Raw genomic sequence first — 16954 nt, 5'->3', positions numbered from 1 at the left:
AAATGGGCTAGGTTTGCGGATTTGGCCCCGGCGGGCGGCCGACCCCGCTGAAATCGGTTCCGGGCTTCAGACCAAAGGCGGCCTCAAGCCCCAGTTCCCGGATCAGCCCGTCCACGGCCCCCTGGCCGTGCGCGCGACCGATCTCTCCCAGCATAAGCCTTACAGCGTTGCGGTTATAGCCGCCGCCGAACTGCAACTGGGTCTGGATCAAGTCACGCGCCTGGTCGAGGGTCATAGCGGGCCTTTTCTTATGATGCAAGCCGGGCCTCGGCAGGAGGCAGTGACCCCCTGCCAACCAGGCATGTCACAGTTGGAAGGCACCGAGCCGGCGGGCGACCGGAGCGTTCGTCAGGGTGACATACTTGGGCAGGCCGTTCTCGTAAGGCGGGTAGTCCTCCCCTTGAATGAGCGGATACAGATACTCGCGGCACTTGTCGGTGATGCCGAAACCGTCCTCGGAAATGTAATCCTTGGGCATGAACTTCTCGACATTCGCCACCGCCGACAGAGGCGCCTGGCCGATCTCCCAGACATAGGGGGACGAGGACTTGCGCACCACCGTGGGCATGATGGAGCCGTGGCCGGCGATGGCGTACTCCACCGCCGCCTTGCCCAGTGCGTAAGCCTGCTCCACGTCCGACTTGGACGCCAAATGGCGGGCCGCCCGCTGGAGATAGTCCGCCACCGCCCAGTGGAATTTCAGACCCATGGCCTCCTTGATCATGTTGGCGACCACCGGGGCGGCCCCGCCGAGTTGGGCGTGGCCGAAGGCGTCGCGCGTGCCCTGCTCGGCCAGGAAACGGCCGTCGGGCCAGTGACAGCCCTCGGAGACACAGATGGTGCAATACCCATGGGCTGCCACCTTGGCCTTGACCGCGGCCAGGAACCGCTTTTGATCGAACTCCACCTCCGGGAACAGGGTGACGACCGGAATGCCCTGATCGGCCACCAGGGCGCCGGCGGCGGCGATCCAGCCGGCATGACGCCCCATCACCTCGATCACGAAGATCTTGGTGGAGGTGGCGCACATCGAGCGCACGTCGATCGAGGCCTCGAGCGTCGAGGTGGCGATGTACTTGGCGACCGACCCGAAACCGGGGCAGTTGTCGGTGATCGGCAGATCGTTGTCGACCGTCTTCGGCACATGGATGGCCTGGACCGGGTAGCCCAGGGTGGCGGAGAGTTGCGACACCTTGAAGCAGGTGTCGGCCGAGTCGCCGCCGCCGTTGTAGAAGAAATAGCCGATGTCATGCGCCTTGAAGACCTCGATCAGGCGCTCGTATTCGCGCTTGTTCGCCTCCAGGCTTTTCAGCTTGTAGCGGCAGGAACCGAACGCGCCCGAGGGCGTGTAGCGCAGGGCCGCGATATTCTCGGCCGCCTCCAGGTTGGTATCGATCAGGTCCTCGGTGAGCGCGCCGATGATCCCGTTGCGTCCGGCATAGACATTGGCGATCTTGTCCGGATGCGCACGGGCGGTCTCGATCACGCCGCAGGCCGAGGCATTGATCACGGCCGTAACGCCGCCGGATTGGGCATAGAAGGCATTCTTCGCGGTCATTGGTCTCACCTCGTTTGGTTCAGTCTCGAATATTGTTCTTGCAGCGCCCGGGCCTTGATCGTTGGTCTCATCACTCAAGGACCGGCGGACGGCAGATCGCCGCGTTGTTCAGCCGCATAGTCGGCCTGGGCCTGCAGAATCGCTACGGCACACTCGGCCAAGTCGTCGTACTCCTCGATGCCCGTGCCCATCTGCTTGTAAGGTTTATAGAAAAACTGACAGCGGTAGTGCTGCTCGCCAGTCTTGAACAAAACGAAACTGCAGCCGTCGTCGGCTTGCCAGAAGAACACGGGGCAGGTTGTCAGCTCCCGATCGGCAGCGTGCAGCCGGATATCGGCATCCGCCAGTTGATACGCGGGTTCCCGCCCGTAGCGCTCCCGCAGGGTCGTCTGGATGACCCAGCGTTCGGTGTCGGTGATGTCCGGAACTGAAGCCATAGAATCTCAACACTCGGAACGAAACCAGGGGGTCGGGTCACAGCCTACCAGCGCGGTCGGCGCTGACCGGGCAGCGAAGGCATCGGCAACCGACGCTGCGCGTGACCATCGCGTGTCATACGGCCGTCACGCCAGCCTGGACCGGGCGCAAGGCTACCCAAAATGTGCGTCCACTCCAAGTCTAATTATTTTCAGGGCCGCGCCAACGGCGGCAGACCGGGGTTCAGACCCAAGGCCCGGTCCATGAAGCGTCGCTTCAGGGGCGCCGCCCGGTCGGTCAGATCGAGCCCCCAACTGCGAAGCGCGGCAACCGGCGCGATGTCATTTCCGAACAGACGCTTGAACCCGTCCATCGCGGCCAGCATCACCAGATTATCGCCGCGGCGGGCGCGCTCGTAACGGCGCAAGGTCCACAGTGATGCGAGGTCGCGACCGCGCTCCAACGCAACATCCAGCGCGGCAACCAGTTCAGCGGCATCGAGCAACCCCAGGTTGACCCCCTGCCCTGCCAATGGGTGGATCGCATGAGCGGCATCGCCGATCAGGGCGAGCCCCGGCTCCACGTAACGTTGCGCATGCTGTAACCGCAGCGCCACCGACGCCCGCGGGCCATCGACCCGGACCTGGCCCAGACGGCACTCGAAAGCGTCGGTGAGCGCCTGCCCGAACGCGGCATCATCCAACGCCGACAGGTCATCCGCCCGTGACCCGCCCGCCGACCACACAATGGAGCAACGCCCGTCGCGCAGCGGCAGGAACGCCAGTGGACCGGTCGGCAGAAAGCGCTGCCAGGCGGTCTCCTGGTGCCACCGGGCCGTGACGACCGTAGCGACGATAGCGCGTTGATCGTAGTCCCAGCCTTGAGTGGGGATGCCCGCCAAGTCGCGGATCAGCGAATCACGGCCATCCGCGGCCACCAGCAGCCGCGCCCCCAGGCGCCGCCCATCGCCCAGCACCAGTGCGGGGCCGGCGGCCGTGCGCTCCAGCTCGGCGATGGTCGCCGGACAGATCAGCGTCAGGTCCGGCAGCGACTCCAGCCGTTCCCAGAGCGCCAGTTGAATCACCCGGTTCTCGACGATATGCCCCAGGTCCGGTTCGCCCAGGTCCGCGCTGTCGAAATGGATACTGCCGCCGCCGATGGCGTCCCAGACCCGCATCTGCCGGTACGGGCTGGCGCCCAGATCGCCGATACGCTCCCAGGCACCCAGCCGCGCCAGCATCCGCTCACTGGCGCGCGACAGGGCCGAGACCCGCAGGTCGACCTCACCGGCCGGCCACGCGCGACGGGGCGGGCGCGCCTCGACCAAAGCGATCGTGAGGCCCTTGCCGGAGCAGGCCAAAGCAAAAGCGGCACCGACCATGCCGCCGCCGACGACCAGCAGGTCATAGTTTGTGTTCATGGGCGTTCACTCGCGGCTGGATTTCGACTCAGCTGGATTTCGACTCAGGGGCAGCCCGCGCGCCAGACGCGGCGCCCGCCCCCCGGTCCCCATGAAATGGCGCGCCACCGCGCGCCGCGCCGGCGGCAGCAGGTCGAGCCCCAACAGACCCAGGTTACGCCCCAACCGCAGCGGCAGCCAAGGATTGACGAAGAGCCGGGCCAGCGTGTCGGTGAGGGTGGCCGTACGCTGCTGATCGCGACCGCGCCAGGCGCGGTAGGCCTCGAGCACCGTCGCCGCGCCTGGATCGAAGCCGGGCTCGCCGGTCGGCTCACCGATGGGGGCCAGCACCTCCGCCAGGGCGGCCACGTCGCGCAACCCCAGGTTGAACCCCTGACCGGCCACCGGATGCAGGGTGTGGGCGGCATTGCCGATGAGCACCAGCCGCGGCCGGATGGTCTCGCGCGTGAGCAGGAGCTTCAGCGGATAGGCGCGACGCGGCGCCGCCTGACCCAACCGGCCCAGCCGAAACCCGAAGCGCCCCTGCAGGCGGGCCAGGAAGTCGGCATCCGACAGCCCCAGGAGCGCCGCGGTCTCAGTGTCCCGACAGGTCCAGACCACCGAGTAGCGCCCGCCGGTCATGGGCAGCAGCGCCAGCGGCCCGGTGTCGGTAAAGCGTTCGAAGGCCCAGCCGGTGCGCGGCCGGTCCGGTGTCACGGTGGTGATGACGGCCTGCTGTTCATAGGCACGCTCCTCGACCGCGATCCCCTGGTCGCGCCGAATCAGCGAATCGCCCCCGTCCGCGGCCACCAGGAGGCGCGTACTCAGGCGGCGCGTCTCGCCGCCGCACTGAACCTCGAGATCCACCCGGTCGGCGTGCAGCCGCTGGCTGGTCACGCGCGCGGGGCACAGCCATTCCACCTGAGGCGCCGCCGCCAGGACCGCCCGGATGGCCGCCCCCATGGCGCGCGCGCTCGCCACGTAACCCAGGGCCTCGACCCCCAACTCGGCGTGGTCGAGCCGGGTGGTACCACAGCCGCCGCGCTCGGCGATATGCACCCGCAGGATGGGCTCCGCCTCCGGTGCAATCCCGTCCCACAAACCCATGGCGCCCAGGATGCGACGGCTGCCCAGGGACAGGGCGATGACCCGTTCGTCGTAGCTCGGCTGAACCGCGGCATCCGCCGCCACCGCCTCGATCACGGCCACCCGCAACCCGGTGTCGGCCAGAGCACAGGCCAGCGACCCGCCGATCAGCCCGCCGCCGACGATCACCAGATCGAACTGAGCCTGGCACGGGGCGGGTGAGGAATGGCGGGTGCTTGGTTCTGGATGCATGGACGCTCGAATGAATGTGAAGAGAATCTGAAGACCAAAAACGGAATGTCGTTGTCGTTGTCGTTGTCGTTGTCGTAATCGGAGAACCGATTCAATGTGGGCATACGCAGCCCGCTGTCGATCGGGATTCGACTCGCCACGTAACCTGGGCGGACAAGACCGCCAAACGCCTGAAAGGCTTCGATCGCCATGCACGGGACCAACACGCATCGTTGCGCTGATTGCCACGCTCGAACAGCGAAACGACGCGGTGCGATAGCCGGTATCATAAACTCGACTACGACAACGACAACGACAACGACAACGACAACGACAACGGTAGTTATTAACTTTCTAGCAGCCTGTCGGACTTTAGGCGATTTCCGAATAAGACGCTATCAAGAATCAAGCTCCGTAGGAGCCCGCTTGCGGGCGACGTGACCTGCCGGAATCGCGTCATTGTGCCCCACCCGTCGCCCGCAAGCGGGCTCCTACGGGTTGGATTTTTCGCGGAAATCACCTTACGTTAGATTGTGGAGCAACAAAAAGCCTTTATGTTGACTCATACCCTAATCCTAGGGGCTAAGTCCGACAGGCTGCTAGACGGGTTACCTAAGACCCTCCCGCCATCACCGCCTCGATCGCGTCCGGGTCCTTGGGCGCTGCCGCGGACAGGACCTCATTGCCGTCCTCGGTGATCAGCACATCGTCCTCGATCCGGATGCCGATCGACCGATAGGGCGCGGGGACCGCGTCGGTCGCCGGCATGTAGAGTCCGGGCTCCACGGTCAGCACCATGCCCGGCTCCAGGATACGCCAGGCGCCATCCTGCTTGTAGTGTCCGACGTCGTGCACGTCCATGCCGATCCAGTGGCCGGTCCGGTGCATATAGTAGGGCTTATAGGCTTCATCCTTGATCAACTGCTTCGGTTTTCCCGCCAGCACCCCGAGCCGGATCAACCCCTTGGTCAACACCTTCAGCGCCGCCTCGTGAGGGTCGATCCAGCGGTTGCCGGGGCGCGCCTGGGCGATCGCCGCCCGCTGCGCCGCCAGGACCAGTTCGTAGAGTTCCCGCTGGGGCGGACTGAAGCGACCGTTGACGGGGAAGGTCCGGGTGATGTCGGAGGCGTAGCCGCCGAGCTCGCAGCCCGCATCCACCAGCACCAGATCGCCGTCCGCAAGGCGTGCGTCATTCTCCACATAATGGAGGATACAGCCGTTGACCCCGCCGCCGACGATCGTTGGATAGGCCTGACAGCGGGCACCCTGCAGGGCACAGTGATGCTGGAACTCGACCTCCAGTTCCGACTCGACCAGACCGGGACGACAGCGGCGCATGAGTTGCCGATGCGCTTCGGCGGAGATCCGTGCCGCCCGGCGCATCCGCTTGATTTCGGAATGGCTTTTCCTGAGCCGCTGCTCGTGCAGCACGGCCTCGATGGTCACGAAGGTCTCGGGCGGGGACGCCCCCTTGCGCACATTGGCACGCACCTGATTGACCCAGCCCAATACCCGCGCGTCGAACGCCGGATCGGCACCGATGGGATAGAAAAGCCGGTCACGCCCGTCGATCAGCCCCGGCATGAGCCCGTCAAGGTCACTCAACGGATACGCCTGGGCCACGTGATAGGTCGCGACCGCCCCCTCCACGCCGGCCCGACGGCCGTCCCACTGCTCCCGTTCGGGGTCACGCGGACGGCAAAACAAGATGAATTCGCCCTCCTTGCGCCCGGGGGCGAAGACGGCGACAGCAGCGGGCTCAGGAAATCCGGTTAGATAGGTGAAGTCGCTCGATTGACGAAACGGGTAGTGAACGTCCCGGTTGCGTATCACCTCGGACGCGGCGGGCAGGATCGCGAGTCCGGCGGGGCCGATCGACTTGAGCAAAGCGCGACGACGGCGCTGCCACTCGGCGGGAGTCACCGCGCCTCCTGGCGGGGGAGTCCGCGCTCGGCATGGATCAACATGGCGGCCACCCAGACGAACTCGATCAACTCGGCGAGCGCCGCTTCATCCTCCTCGCCCTCACTCAGCGCATCCAAATCCATCCGGGTGAGGGTCGCGAAATCGCTTAAGACCTCGCGGCCCTGAGCGGAGAGATCCGGCGCGGATACCCCCAACACGCCCAGTGCGAACAGAAAGCCGCGGATCCAGTCGTACAAGGCGGTTGCCCGTTCGACCAGGGGTCGGTCGTCGGCGGGCAGCAGGAGCGTAAACCCGATACCCGGACCCTGAATCTCATCCAGGGTGCGCTGTGCCAGCGCGTGCAGCCCATCGCGCGCCGCCTCGAAGCGTGGATCGATCGGTCCTGATCCCTGCGCAACGTCCAGGATCGGGGTCGGATCCTGGTCGGGATCCGCCTGGGGCGTTTGCAGTAACTGGTTGAGCCAGACGCGCTCCGGGTGCGGTTCACCGCCGCAGATCAGACCGCACAGGATGCCCTGCGCCTCGCTCGGAGTCGGGGAGAGCGCGCTGACCTCGAGCAGTTGCCCGATCTGATTCCAGTTATGATCCCCGCTCTGATGAGGGTGAATATCCGTGGCAGCCTCCGATTAGCCGGTGGGGGTCGGGCGCCGCGGTGCCCGCCTTTGTGTCGGTGGCGATCATAGCACGCGCTTCGGCCTGATTGACCCTGCCTCGCACCCCTTCTATAGTGCGTAAAATTGCTTGGGAGCCCCGCATCTTGGCCAATTTCGACATCGATCAGCTCGAACGCCGGGTGGATGGCCTGATCCACCTCTGCCGTCGCCTCCGAGAGGAAAACGCCTCCTTGCGCGCCCGCCAGGACGTGCTGGTCGCCGAGCGCGGCGAGTTGATCGAAAAGACCGAACAGGCGCGCAGTCGGGTCGAGGCCATGTTGTCGCGGCTGCGCGCGATGGAGGAGAGCCTGTGACCGAACAACCCATCGGAGTCGACATCAAGATCCTGGACAAGGATTACCGGATCGCCTGTCCGGCCGAGGAACAAAACGAACTGCTGGCCTCGGCGCGCTTCCTCGACAGCCGGATGCGCGAGATTCGCCAGACCGGACGGGTCATCGGCACCGACCGCATTGCGGTTCTGGCCGCGCTGAACATCGTCCATGAATTGCTGCAAGTGCAAAACGGACAGCCCGGCCTGGACAGCGATCTCGCGCGGCGCCTGGCCCGACTGGAGGAACGGATCGGGGAAGCGCTTTCCGCCGAAGCGGGTCTGGACTCATCGCCCGAAAGGGTATAGCCTGTTCCTCAGACACCCCCTGTAGTGTTCGACCGTGGCCTGGGTATTTTCTTGAGCCTAATTTGTACCCCGGGAGCATGACCCTGAGGCTGTTGCGCAAGTCCGCCCCGAGCGGAAAGCCTGAAGCCGATGCGACTGTTCCCACTTGAACCCTGCGGTTCAAGAACAAAGGTCTGCGACGGCACCGGCGGGGGGTGTCCCCTTTTTTAGTGGATAGTGGATCGTGGAGAGTGGAGCGTCTTCGGGCTCGGTTCTGATCAGCGCGGATGGCCGCGGACAGACGACCGATTCACCGCTCCCGCCGCCGGCCGCCGATCCAACCTGTCCAGTCCCCGACGGGAACCTCAGTCCAGTTGGATCTGTCGCGAAAAATGTTCTTAGAGCATCGAGACGCGATCTGCGCGCGGCGCGGCGTCGGCTGTCTGCGCAAGAACAACGCGACCACACCATCGCCTTGACCCGATTGCTGGGATCCAAACCCGCATTCCTGAGCGCCCGCCGGGTCGCCGCCTACTGGCCCGCGGACGGCGAACTGGACCCCAGACCCCTCCTGGAATCAGCCATCGGCCGCGGTCGACGCGGCTTCCTGCCGATGTTGCGACCCGGCAAGCGCCGTCAACTCTGGTTCCTGCACTATCGACCCGGCGAGCCGATGCGCGCCAATCGCTTCGGCATACCGGAACCAGCCCGGCGGCAGCGACGACTGGCGCTCGCCTGGACCCTCGACCTCATCCTGGTGCCCTTGGTCGGATTCGATGCCGACTGCAACCGTCTCGGCATGGGCGGCGGCTTCTATGACCGCACCCTGAGCTTTTTGCGCCAACGCGCACACTGGCACCGACCGCGCCTGATCGGCATTGCGCATGAATGCCAGCGGATGGAGCGCATTCAACCCCAACCCTGGGACATCCCGCTGGACGCGGTGGCGACCGAACGGGGAGTCTATCGGCGCAGCAGGTGCATAAGCTGAACAATTCCAAATTTGGGCGGCATCCGCGACCCCCGGTGGATGCGGCGCGCGCGACCTATTTGCCAGGCCACCGACACCGAGTGGCGCGCCTTATCCACCCTACAGCTACAGCGGGGCCGGTTTCGTAGGGTGGATAAGCGTAGCGCATCCACCATCAGCCTCGCTGCCGGCACTCTGTCGGCGACGACCACGGAACTTTGGAACCGCCGTCGCGGAGCAACACATTGACATCCGATGAGTGCTATGTGATCTCTGTGGTGAAAAATCCGGGTGAGGATCAACCGGTACCGGAGCCGGGCAAGCGCCCGGCAAAAATCCGATAGGCCGGATTGTCGGTCTCATCCCAATGCGGATAGCCCAGATCGTCGAGTGAGCGGCGGAATGCGGCCTGTTCATCGGCCGGCACCGTCGCGCCCATCAGCACCCGGCCATAGGCCGCGCCGTGGTTGCGATAATGAAACAGGGTGATGTTCCAGCGCTTGCCGAGCCCGGTCAAAAAATCGAGCAAGGCGCCGGGGCGTTGCGGAAACTCGAAGCGCACCAGCGTCTCGACGGCACCGCAGGCCGCGATGCCTGGCGCGTGTCCGCCCACCATGTAGCGGATATGCAACTTTGCGGTTTCGTTATCGGTCATGTCCAGTACGCCGAATCCCTTTTCGATAAGCCGCGCGATCAACTCGGCACGTTCCTCGTCGCCGCGGCCGAGTTCCACGCCCACAAAGACTTGGGCGCGCTGCGCATCCGCATAGCGATAATTGAACTCGGTGATCTGACGCCTGCCGATCACTCGGCAGAAAGCAAAGAAACTCCCAGGCCGCTCCGGGATCTCCACCGCCAGTAGGGCCTCACGCCGCTCGCCCAGTTCAGCACGCTCGGCGATATGCCGCAGACGGTCGAAGTTCACATTGGCGCCGCTCTCGATGGCCACCAGGTGCTCGCCACGGCAGCCGGTGCGCTCGACATAACGCTTCAGACCCGCCACCGCTAAGGCTCCGGCGGGCTCGGCGATGCCGCGGGTGTCGTCGAAGATGTCCTTGATGGCGGCACAGATCTCGTCGGCGCTGACCAGGATCACCTCATCCACCCGGGTGCGTGCCAGACGGAAGGTCTCCTCCCCGATCAGCCGCACCGCCACGCCGTCGGCGAACAGACCCACCTGCGGGAGTTCCACCCGCTGCCCGGCCGCCAGTGCCGCGTGCAGGGTCGGCGCGTCCTCCGGCTCCACACCGACGATCCGCACCTGCGGCATCAGCCATTTCACATAGGTGCTGATCCCCGCGATCAGACCGCCGCCACCCACCGGGACGAAGATGGCATCGGGCGGCCGCGGATGCTGGCGCAGGATCTCCATGCCGATCGTTCCCTGCCCGGCGATGACCTCCGGATCGTCGAAGGGATGCACGAAGGTCAACCCGCGCTCGGCTACCAACTCCATCGCATGGGCATAGGCGTCGTCATAGGAATCACCGAAGAGCACCGCCTTGCCGCCCAAGGCACGCACGGATCGGACCTTGATGGCCGGCGTGGTCCGCGGCATGACGATGGTGGAAGCCATCCCCAGGCGCGCCGCCCCGAGGGCCACGCCCTGCGCATGGTTGCCCGCGCTGGCCGCGATCACCCCGCGGGCGCGTAGTTCCGGGCGCAGATGCACCAGCTTGTTATAGGCCCCGCGCAGCTTGAAGGAGAACACCGGCTGCAAGTCCTCACGCTTGAGAAACACCTGATTGCCCAGGCGCGATGACAGTTGGGCGGCCAGAGTCAGGGGCGTTTCCCGGGCGACCTCGTAGACTCGCGCTCTCAGGATCCGTTCGATGTAGCTGTCCGGCATGCAGAAACCTTCAGAGGCGAGAGGTGCGGAAATGGCTATGATACCCTTTGGTTCATCGTCGAATTCAGCGAGGTCCATCCATGCAACAAGACGAACAAAAGAAACAGGCCGCCCAGGCGGCTCTGGCTTATGTGGAAGGCGGTATCATCGGCGTGGGCACCGGGTCCACGGTCAATCACTTCATCGACGCGCTGGCGACCATCAAGGGCCGTATCGACGGCGCGGTGTCCAGCTCCGAGGTTTCCAGCGCGCGCCTGAAGGGCCACGGCATCCCGGTCTATGACCTCAACGCCGTAGGCGATCTGGCACTCTACGTGGATGGCGCCGACGAGACCAATCGTCAGTTGCAGCTCATCAAAGGCGGCGGCGGGGCCTTGACGCGCGAGAAAATCGTGGCGGCGGCGAGCGCGCGCTTCGTCTGTATCGCCGATGAGACCAAACTGGTGGACGTCCTCGGCCGCTTCCCGCTGCCGGTGGAAGTCATCCCCATGGCGCGCAGCCTGGTGGCCCGGCAACTGGTTCAACTGGGCGGCACCCCGGTGTGGCGCGAGGGCTTCGTCACCGACAACGGCAACCTGATCCTGGATGTCCACCACCTGAGCATCCTGGAGCCCGCCAAACTGGAACAGCAGATCAACAATCTGCCCGGCGTGGTGACGGTCGGCATCTTCGCCCTGCGGCCGGCCGATGTACTGATCCTGGGGACGCCCCAGGGGCCGAAGACGCTCAAGGTGGAGTGACCGCGCCGGCCCAGACACTTCCGTATTGTATTTCTTGGCGCCTTGGCGTAAGCAATTGCTCACACAAAGACACAAAGAACACCAAGAAAAACAAATCACTGAAAATCGTCAGGCCGATCACCGCGCGGGTGACCTGCGAGACCGACCTGTGGCGCTGAATACCTTTGTGTTCTTTGTGTCTTTGTGTGAGCACTGCTTTTCTTTGGTTTAAGGTAACGAAGTAGAATTCACCTCAACAAAAAAAACGGGGCCCGAAGGCCCCGTTTTTTGGTCCATCCCTGACCGCCCGAAGGCGGGCTTCTAAATCATCAGAAGCTGTGCATCATGCCGATCGAGAAGCCGCTCCAGTCCGCATCCTCGATGTTGTCCGTGACCTGGGTATACAGGGCGAACGCGGTGGTGCGCTTGCTGAAGTTGTAGTCATACCCGACGGCCCAAGAACTCTTCTCGCTGTTCTGGACCAGGATGTTCTCCGCAAAGTACTCGCCCAGGGCGCTCGACGGGCAGGTGTAGCGGAAGCCGACATTGTTCGGATCGGCGCAACGGTTCAGGTCGGCACGGCCCCACATCGCCTTGATCATGTTGTTGCCGAATGCATAGCCGGCCTGCACCTGGAAGAAATTGCCGTCGGCATCTTCCGGGGCACCATAGATGTGCTCACGATCTTCATATAGGGCGGTCAGGCTGAAGCCGTTCCAGTCCAGCAGGCCCAAGCCGACACGCCACTTGTTGTCGGACTCGGCGGTCATGCCGGCGCCGTACAGGAGCTCGTAGTTGGCATCGTCAGCCGCAAAGTTCTCGGCCTCCAGCGACTCGTAGGCAACAGACCCGTAGAAAGGCCCGTTCTTGTAGATCGCGGCCAGTGAGTAGGCGCCGGCGATGGAGTCTTCATCCTCGTTGAACACGCCCAGTGCGGTCGCGCCGCCCTGCGGAACGATGGCTGCCATGAACTGGAAGCCGCTCCAACTCGGGGACACATAGGCCACGACGCTGTCGGCGCGCAGATCCTGGAAGCCGACGGTGTTGTTGTAGTCCGCCAGGGTGTCGGAGAAGAGATCCAGCTTGCCGGTGGAGATCTTCAGCGGGGTGTCGTGACGACCCAGCAGGAAGGTACCCCAGTCGCCGGCCAGGCCAACGAAGGTATTCCGGAAGGCAAAACCATCGGCGCGGTTACCGTTGACGATATTATTATCGCGGTAGGCGTTGGTCATGTCGACGCCGAGTTCGATCTGGTAGACCGCCTTCAGGCCGTTGCCCAAGTCTTCGGAGCCCTTGACACCGACGCGCGAGGCGGGGCCGAACCAGCTCTGATCCATGCCCCAGCCCTTGAAGGCCGTACCAGCCCGGTAGCCCCTGAGCGCGGCCGTACGGGCAGCGAGCGGCAACAGCGCTTCCAGGTCAGCCACCCGGTTGTTGTACTCCTCCGGGGTGATCAGGCCCACGCTGAGGTTCTGACCCAGGGCCTCCATCTGCGAGTCCTGGTAGTTGACGATCGACTCCAGACCGAAGTCCGCGCCGCCGTCTGCAAAACCCATCTCGGTGGCAGCCAAGATGTTGGCAAGCTGCGCCTTCCGCTCGGGGGTACCGTCTGCGAACGGGTTGCTGGGATCGTAATAGCGAGCTGCGGCTACGCCGGCCAACTGCGCCTCGGCCTCAGTCTTGCCCTGGCCCAAGGCGGCCTGCGCCGCCGAGTAGTAGGCGCTCGTCTGATCCGCGCTCAGGTAGCCGGAAGCAATAGATCCGACAACCGGATCACCTGCGTAGGTCCCGCCATCCCGTGGTACCGGAGGCAAACCGGCATCCGGATACAGAAGGCTAGACGTCCCCAACGCACCAGTGGCATCAGCGCCGCTGCCCAGCGCAGTACTCAGGCTATATAGAGGCCCGACTTGGCGGCCCGGACGGAAGAACGTGGCGTTCTGATCGACATCAATATAGTCGAGCGAAACATTGACCTTGCCGTAGAGGATGGCTTCGGCAGAGGCGATGGCCGGGACGGCCATGGCGGCAGCGACTGCCAGGGTGAGTAACTTCTTGTTCATCGTGATCTCCGCTGTTGTGGATTTAGCAACAAGGACTGCATAAACCAAAAGCAATCGTGCTTTGCAGGGCTAATCATAGAGGACGCACGAAGCCTTTGCAACACGATCGAGAAAAAAAAGAGACACCCGTGACGAATGTTGCGTTTTCGGCACAAAAAGCAGGGGCCCGGCCCCCTTGCCAGCGACCGGACGACAGACCAGGTCGTGGCGCACCGGCGCACGATCGTCCTTCCGCAAACCAGCCCGGCACATTGGACAGTTGCCAATCACATTGCCATATACGGATACAGAACCGGTTATCTACTTGACAACACACAGGCCGCTCCGTCCGGACGCTTTGCAATAACTTACTGTTTAAGCTTCTATCTTTCGCTTCGCCCGGCGCTTGGCCCGAGGTTTGCTGATCCGTGCTGCGCACTCAGCCGCGGCCATCGCCGACGGCCGACTACCTTGAGGGGATGAGCAGATGCCGACCACCGAGACCTTCTATGAGGTCATGCGGCGCCAGGGGATCACCCGCCGCAGTTTCCTGAAGTTCTGTAGCCTCACGACCGCGGCCCTGGGTCTGAGCCCCGCGACCGCCGCCCAGGTCGTAGAGGCCATGCAGACCAAACCGCGCATTCCGGTGCTGTGGCTCCACGGGCTGGAGTGCACCTGTTGCTCGGAGTCCTTCATCCGCTCGGCCCACCCGCTGGTGAAGGACGTGGTGCTATCCATGATCTCGCTGGACTATGACGACACCATCATGGCGGCCTCGGGCCACCAGGCGGAGGCGATCATCCAAGAGATCCGCGAGAAGTACCGGGGAAACTATATTCTGGCGGTCGAGGGCAACCCGCCGCTCAACCAGGACGGCATGTCCTGCATCATCGGCGGGCGCCCCTTCCTCGAACAGCTTAAAGAGGCCTCCGCCGACTGCAAGGCGGTGATCGCCTGGGGCTCTTGCGCCTCCTGGGGCTGTGTGCAGGCGGCGCACCCCAACCCCACCCACGCGGTGCCGATCCATCAGGTCATCCACGACAAACCCATCATCAAAGTCCCGGGCTGCCCGCCGATCGCGGAGGTGATGACCGCGGTCATTACTTACATGCTGACCTTCGAGCGCATTCCCGAACTGGACCGCCAGGGCCGGCCGAAGATGTTCTACGGCCAGCGTATCCACGACAAGTGTTACCGCCGACCGCACTTCGACGCCGGCCAGTTCGTCGAGAGTTGGGACGACGAGGGTGCGCGTCGCGGCTATTGTCTCTACAAGATGGGCTGCAAGGGGCCGACCACCTACAACGCCTGCTCCACCGTGCGCTGGAACAACGGCGTGTCCTTCCCGATCCAGTCCGGCCACGGCTGCATCGGCTGCTCCGAGGACGGTTTCTGGGACAAAGGCAGTTTCTACGATCATGTCACCGACACCCGGGTCTTCGGCATCGAGGCCAACGCGGATCGCGTGGGTCTGGTCGCGGCCGGCACCGTGGGCGCGGCCGTGGCCGCCCACGCGGCGGTCTCCGCCTACCAGCGCATCAGCAAACCGGCCACCTTCGGCGACAGTGAACCCGGCGAGAGCAAAAAACAGACAGGGGACCGTTCATGAGCATCCAGACCCCCAACGGCTTCACCCTGGACAATTCCGGCACCCGTATCGTGGTGGACCCGGTGACCCGCATCGAGGGTCATCTGCGCTGCGAGGTGAACCTGGATGAGAACAACGTGATCCGCAACGCGGTGTCCAGCGGCACCATGTGGCGCGGGCTCGAGGTCATCCTCAAGGGCCGTGACCCGCGCGACGCCTGGGCCTTCACCGAGCGGATCTGCGGTGTCTGCACCGGCACCCATGCGCTGACCTCGGTGCGGGCGGTGGAAGACGCGCTCGGCATCCAGATTCCGGAGAACGCCAACTCCATTCGCAACATCATGCAGTTGACGCTCCAGTCACACGACCATCTGGTGCACTTCTATCATCTGCACGCGCTCGATTGGGTGGATGTGGTCTCGGCACTCAAGGCCGACCCCAAGGCAACCTCCACCCTGGCCCAGTCGATCTCGGCCTGGCCGCAATCCTCGCCGGGCTGGTTCCGGGATGTCCAGAACCGGCTCAAGCGCTTCGTGGAATCCGGGCAGCTCGGCCCCTTCATGAACGGCTATTGGGGCAATCCGGCTTACAAGTTGCCGCCGGAGGCCAACCTGATGGCGGTCGCGCACTATCTGGAGGCACTCGACTTCCAGCGCGAGATCGTCAAAATCCACACCGTCTACGGCGGCAAGAACCCCCACCCCAACTGGCTGGTGGGCGGGGTTCCCTGCGCGATCAATGTCGACGGCACCGGGGCCGTAGGCGCGATCAACATGGAGCGGCTGAATCTGGTCTCATCCATCATCGACCGCACCATCGACTTCATCGATCAGGTCTACATCCCTGACCTGCTGGCCATCGCGTCCTTTTACAAAGATTGGACCTTCGGCGGCGGGCTCTCCAGCCAGTCCGTCATGTCCTACGGCGACATCCCGGAGCGGGCCAACGACAATTCCGCGGCCAACCAACTGCTGCCGCGCGGGGCCGTCATCAACGGCAACCTGAACGAGGTCCACGAGGTGAATCTGCGCGACCCCGAGCAGATTCAGGAGTTCGTTGCCCACTCCTGGTACAGCTACAAGGATGAAAACAAGGGCCTGCACCCCTGGGACGGCGTGACCGAACCGAATTTCGTGCTCGGCCCCAACACCAAGGGCACGCGCACCAACATTCAGGAGATCGACGAGGGCGCCAAGTATTCCTGGATCAAGGCGCCGCGTTGGCGCGGCCATGCCATGGAGGTCGGTCCGCTGGCCCGCTGGGTGATCGGCTACGCCCAAGGCACCCCAGAGTTCAAGGAACCGGTCGAGAAGGTGCTGACCGACCTGAACCTCCCGGTCGCGGCGCTCTTCTCCACCCTGGGGCGCACCGCCGCCCGCGGCCTGGAAGCCTCCTGGGCGGTGCACAAGCTGCGCTATTTCCAGGACAAACTGGTCGCCAACATCAAGGCCGGCGACAGCGCCACCGCCAACATCACCAAATGGGACCCGGACACCTGGCCGCGCGAGGCTCGCGGGGTCGGTACCACCGAGGCCCCGCGCGGCGCGCTCGGGCACTGGATCGTGATCAAGAACGGCCGCATCGAGAACTATCAGGCGGTGGTCCCCACCACCTGGAATGGTTCGCCGCGCGACCCGGCGGGCAATATCGGTGCGTTCGAGGCAGCGCTGTTGAACACCCCGGTGGCGGTGGCCGACCAGCCGCTGGAGATCCTGCGCACCCTGCACAGCTTCGACCCCTGCCTGGCCTGCTCGACCCATGTCATGAGCCCGGACGGGCAGGAACTGACGCGGGTCAAGGTGCGGTGAGGCGGGGCCCGACGCGGTTACTGAACAATCGTTGTCGTTGTCGTAATCGGCCTTGATCGTAATCCCGGCCAGCGGCGTGCGTAGTCAGG

General features: G+C 64.4%; 15 protein-coding genes and 1 other RNA gene. 7 read left to right on the top strand and 9 right to left on the bottom strand.

Annotated elements, in window-relative coordinates; all coding sequences use genetic code 11:
- Positions 1-7: 7 nt before the first annotated feature.
- The 7 genes from A39O_RS0101665 to A39O_RS0101635 all read right to left on the bottom strand — a co-directional run bounded on the left by A39O_RS0101665 (position 8) and on the right by A39O_RS0101635 (position 7129).
- A complete protein-coding gene (locus A39O_RS0101665; protein ID WP_020502982.1) occupies positions 8-235 on the bottom strand; it encodes a hypothetical protein in 228 nt (75 codons plus the stop codon).
- Between the two features lie 69 nt (positions 236-304).
- Positions 305-1558 carry a 6-phosphofructokinase gene (locus A39O_RS0101660; protein ID WP_020502981.1) on the bottom strand — a complete coding sequence of 418 codons (1254 nt, stop codon included), beginning with the start codon at positions 1556-1558 and terminating at the stop codon, positions 305-307.
- Between the two features lie 74 nt (positions 1559-1632).
- Positions 1633-1995 (bottom strand): hypothetical protein, encoded by a 363-nt coding sequence (locus tag A39O_RS0101655; RefSeq protein WP_020502980.1) that lies wholly within the window; start codon positions 1993-1995, stop codon positions 1633-1635.
- A 191-nt stretch (positions 1996-2186) separates the two neighbouring features.
- Positions 2187-3395 (bottom strand): UbiH/UbiF/VisC/COQ6 family ubiquinone biosynthesis hydroxylase, encoded by a 1209-nt coding sequence (locus tag A39O_RS0101650; protein WP_020502979.1) that lies wholly within the window; start codon positions 3393-3395, stop codon positions 2187-2189.
- A gap of 6 nt (positions 3396-3401) precedes the next feature.
- Positions 3402-4712 carry a 2-octaprenyl-6-methoxyphenyl hydroxylase gene (ubiH, locus tag A39O_RS31500; protein WP_051088747.1) on the bottom strand — a complete coding sequence of 437 codons (1311 nt, stop codon included), beginning with the start codon at positions 4710-4712 and terminating at the stop codon, positions 3402-3404.
- Between the two features lie 591 nt (positions 4713-5303).
- Positions 5304-6614 carry a Xaa-Pro aminopeptidase gene (gene pepP, locus A39O_RS0101640; RefSeq protein WP_026199089.1) on the bottom strand — a complete coding sequence of 437 codons (1311 nt, stop codon included), beginning with the start codon at positions 6612-6614 and terminating at the stop codon, positions 5304-5306.
- A complete protein-coding gene (locus A39O_RS0101635) occupies positions 6611-7129 on the bottom strand; it encodes a UPF0149 family protein (RefSeq protein WP_245561727.1) in 519 nt (172 codons plus the stop codon). The genes pepP and A39O_RS0101635 overlap by 4 nt, the downstream gene beginning before the upstream one ends.
- A gap of 245 nt (positions 7130-7374) precedes the next feature.
- On the opposite strand from A39O_RS0101635, the gene A39O_RS0101630 reads away from it, so the two are divergent.
- From A39O_RS0101630 to A39O_RS0101620, 4 genes are all read left to right on the top strand, one after another.
- Positions 7375-7584, top strand: coding sequence for a TIGR02449 family protein (locus A39O_RS0101630; protein WP_026199087.1), 210 nt, complete (start codon positions 7375-7377; stop codon positions 7582-7584).
- The gene (locus A39O_RS0101625; protein WP_020502974.1) at positions 7581-7910 is read left to right on the top strand and encodes a cell division protein ZapA; all 330 of its coding nucleotides are present in this window, start codon (positions 7581-7583) and stop codon (positions 7908-7910) included. Before A39O_RS0101630 ends, A39O_RS0101625 begins: the two co-directional genes overlap by 4 nt.
- 13 nt (positions 7911-7923) lie before the next feature.
- Positions 7924-8108, top strand: a non-coding RNA gene (gene ssrS / locus A39O_RS37460) — 6S RNA.
- A 199-nt stretch (positions 8109-8307) separates the two neighbouring features.
- Complete coding sequence (locus A39O_RS0101620; RefSeq protein ID WP_083924444.1) at positions 8308-8880, top strand: 5-formyltetrahydrofolate cyclo-ligase; 573 nt, start codon at positions 8308-8310, stop codon at positions 8878-8880.
- A 277-nt stretch (positions 8881-9157) separates the two neighbouring features.
- Here A39O_RS0101620 and ilvA read toward each other — a convergent pair whose 3' ends face one another.
- Entirely contained in the window at positions 9158-10708 is a 1551-nt protein-coding gene (gene ilvA, locus A39O_RS0101615; RefSeq protein ID WP_020502972.1) for a threonine ammonia-lyase, biosynthetic, read from the bottom strand.
- An 80-nt stretch (positions 10709-10788) separates the two neighbouring features.
- Here ilvA and rpiA point away from each other — a divergent pair, with 80 nt between their 5' ends.
- Positions 10789-11448: a ribose-5-phosphate isomerase RpiA gene (gene rpiA, locus A39O_RS0101610; RefSeq protein WP_020502971.1), complete on the top strand. Its 660-nt coding sequence runs from the start codon at positions 10789-10791 to the stop codon at positions 11446-11448.
- A gap of 308 nt (positions 11449-11756) precedes the next feature.
- Here the strand turns inward: rpiA and A39O_RS36075 are convergent, their stop codons facing one another.
- A complete protein-coding gene (locus A39O_RS36075) occupies positions 11757-13490 on the bottom strand; it encodes a porin (protein ID WP_020502970.1) in 1734 nt (577 codons plus the stop codon).
- A 466-nt stretch (positions 13491-13956) separates the two neighbouring features.
- Between A39O_RS36075 and A39O_RS0101600 the strand changes: the two genes are divergently transcribed.
- Both A39O_RS0101600 and A39O_RS0101595 read left to right on the top strand, forming a co-directional pair.
- Complete coding sequence (locus A39O_RS0101600; RefSeq protein ID WP_020502969.1) at positions 13957-15078, top strand: hydrogenase small subunit; 1122 nt, start codon at positions 13957-13959, stop codon at positions 15076-15078.
- Complete coding sequence (locus A39O_RS0101595; protein WP_020502968.1) at positions 15075-16865, top strand: nickel-dependent hydrogenase large subunit; 1791 nt, start codon at positions 15075-15077, stop codon at positions 16863-16865. Before A39O_RS0101600 ends, A39O_RS0101595 begins: the two co-directional genes overlap by 4 nt.
- Positions 16866-16954 lie beyond the last annotated feature (89 nt).

It is taken from the genome of Lamprocystis purpurea DSM 4197 (genome assembly GCF_000379525.1).
Classification (GTDB): domain Bacteria; phylum Pseudomonadota; class Gammaproteobacteria; order Chromatiales; family Chromatiaceae; genus Thiodictyon; species Thiodictyon purpureum.
Note: the sequence above shows the minus strand (reverse complement) of the source record. Positions and strands in the feature narration are given on the sequence as shown.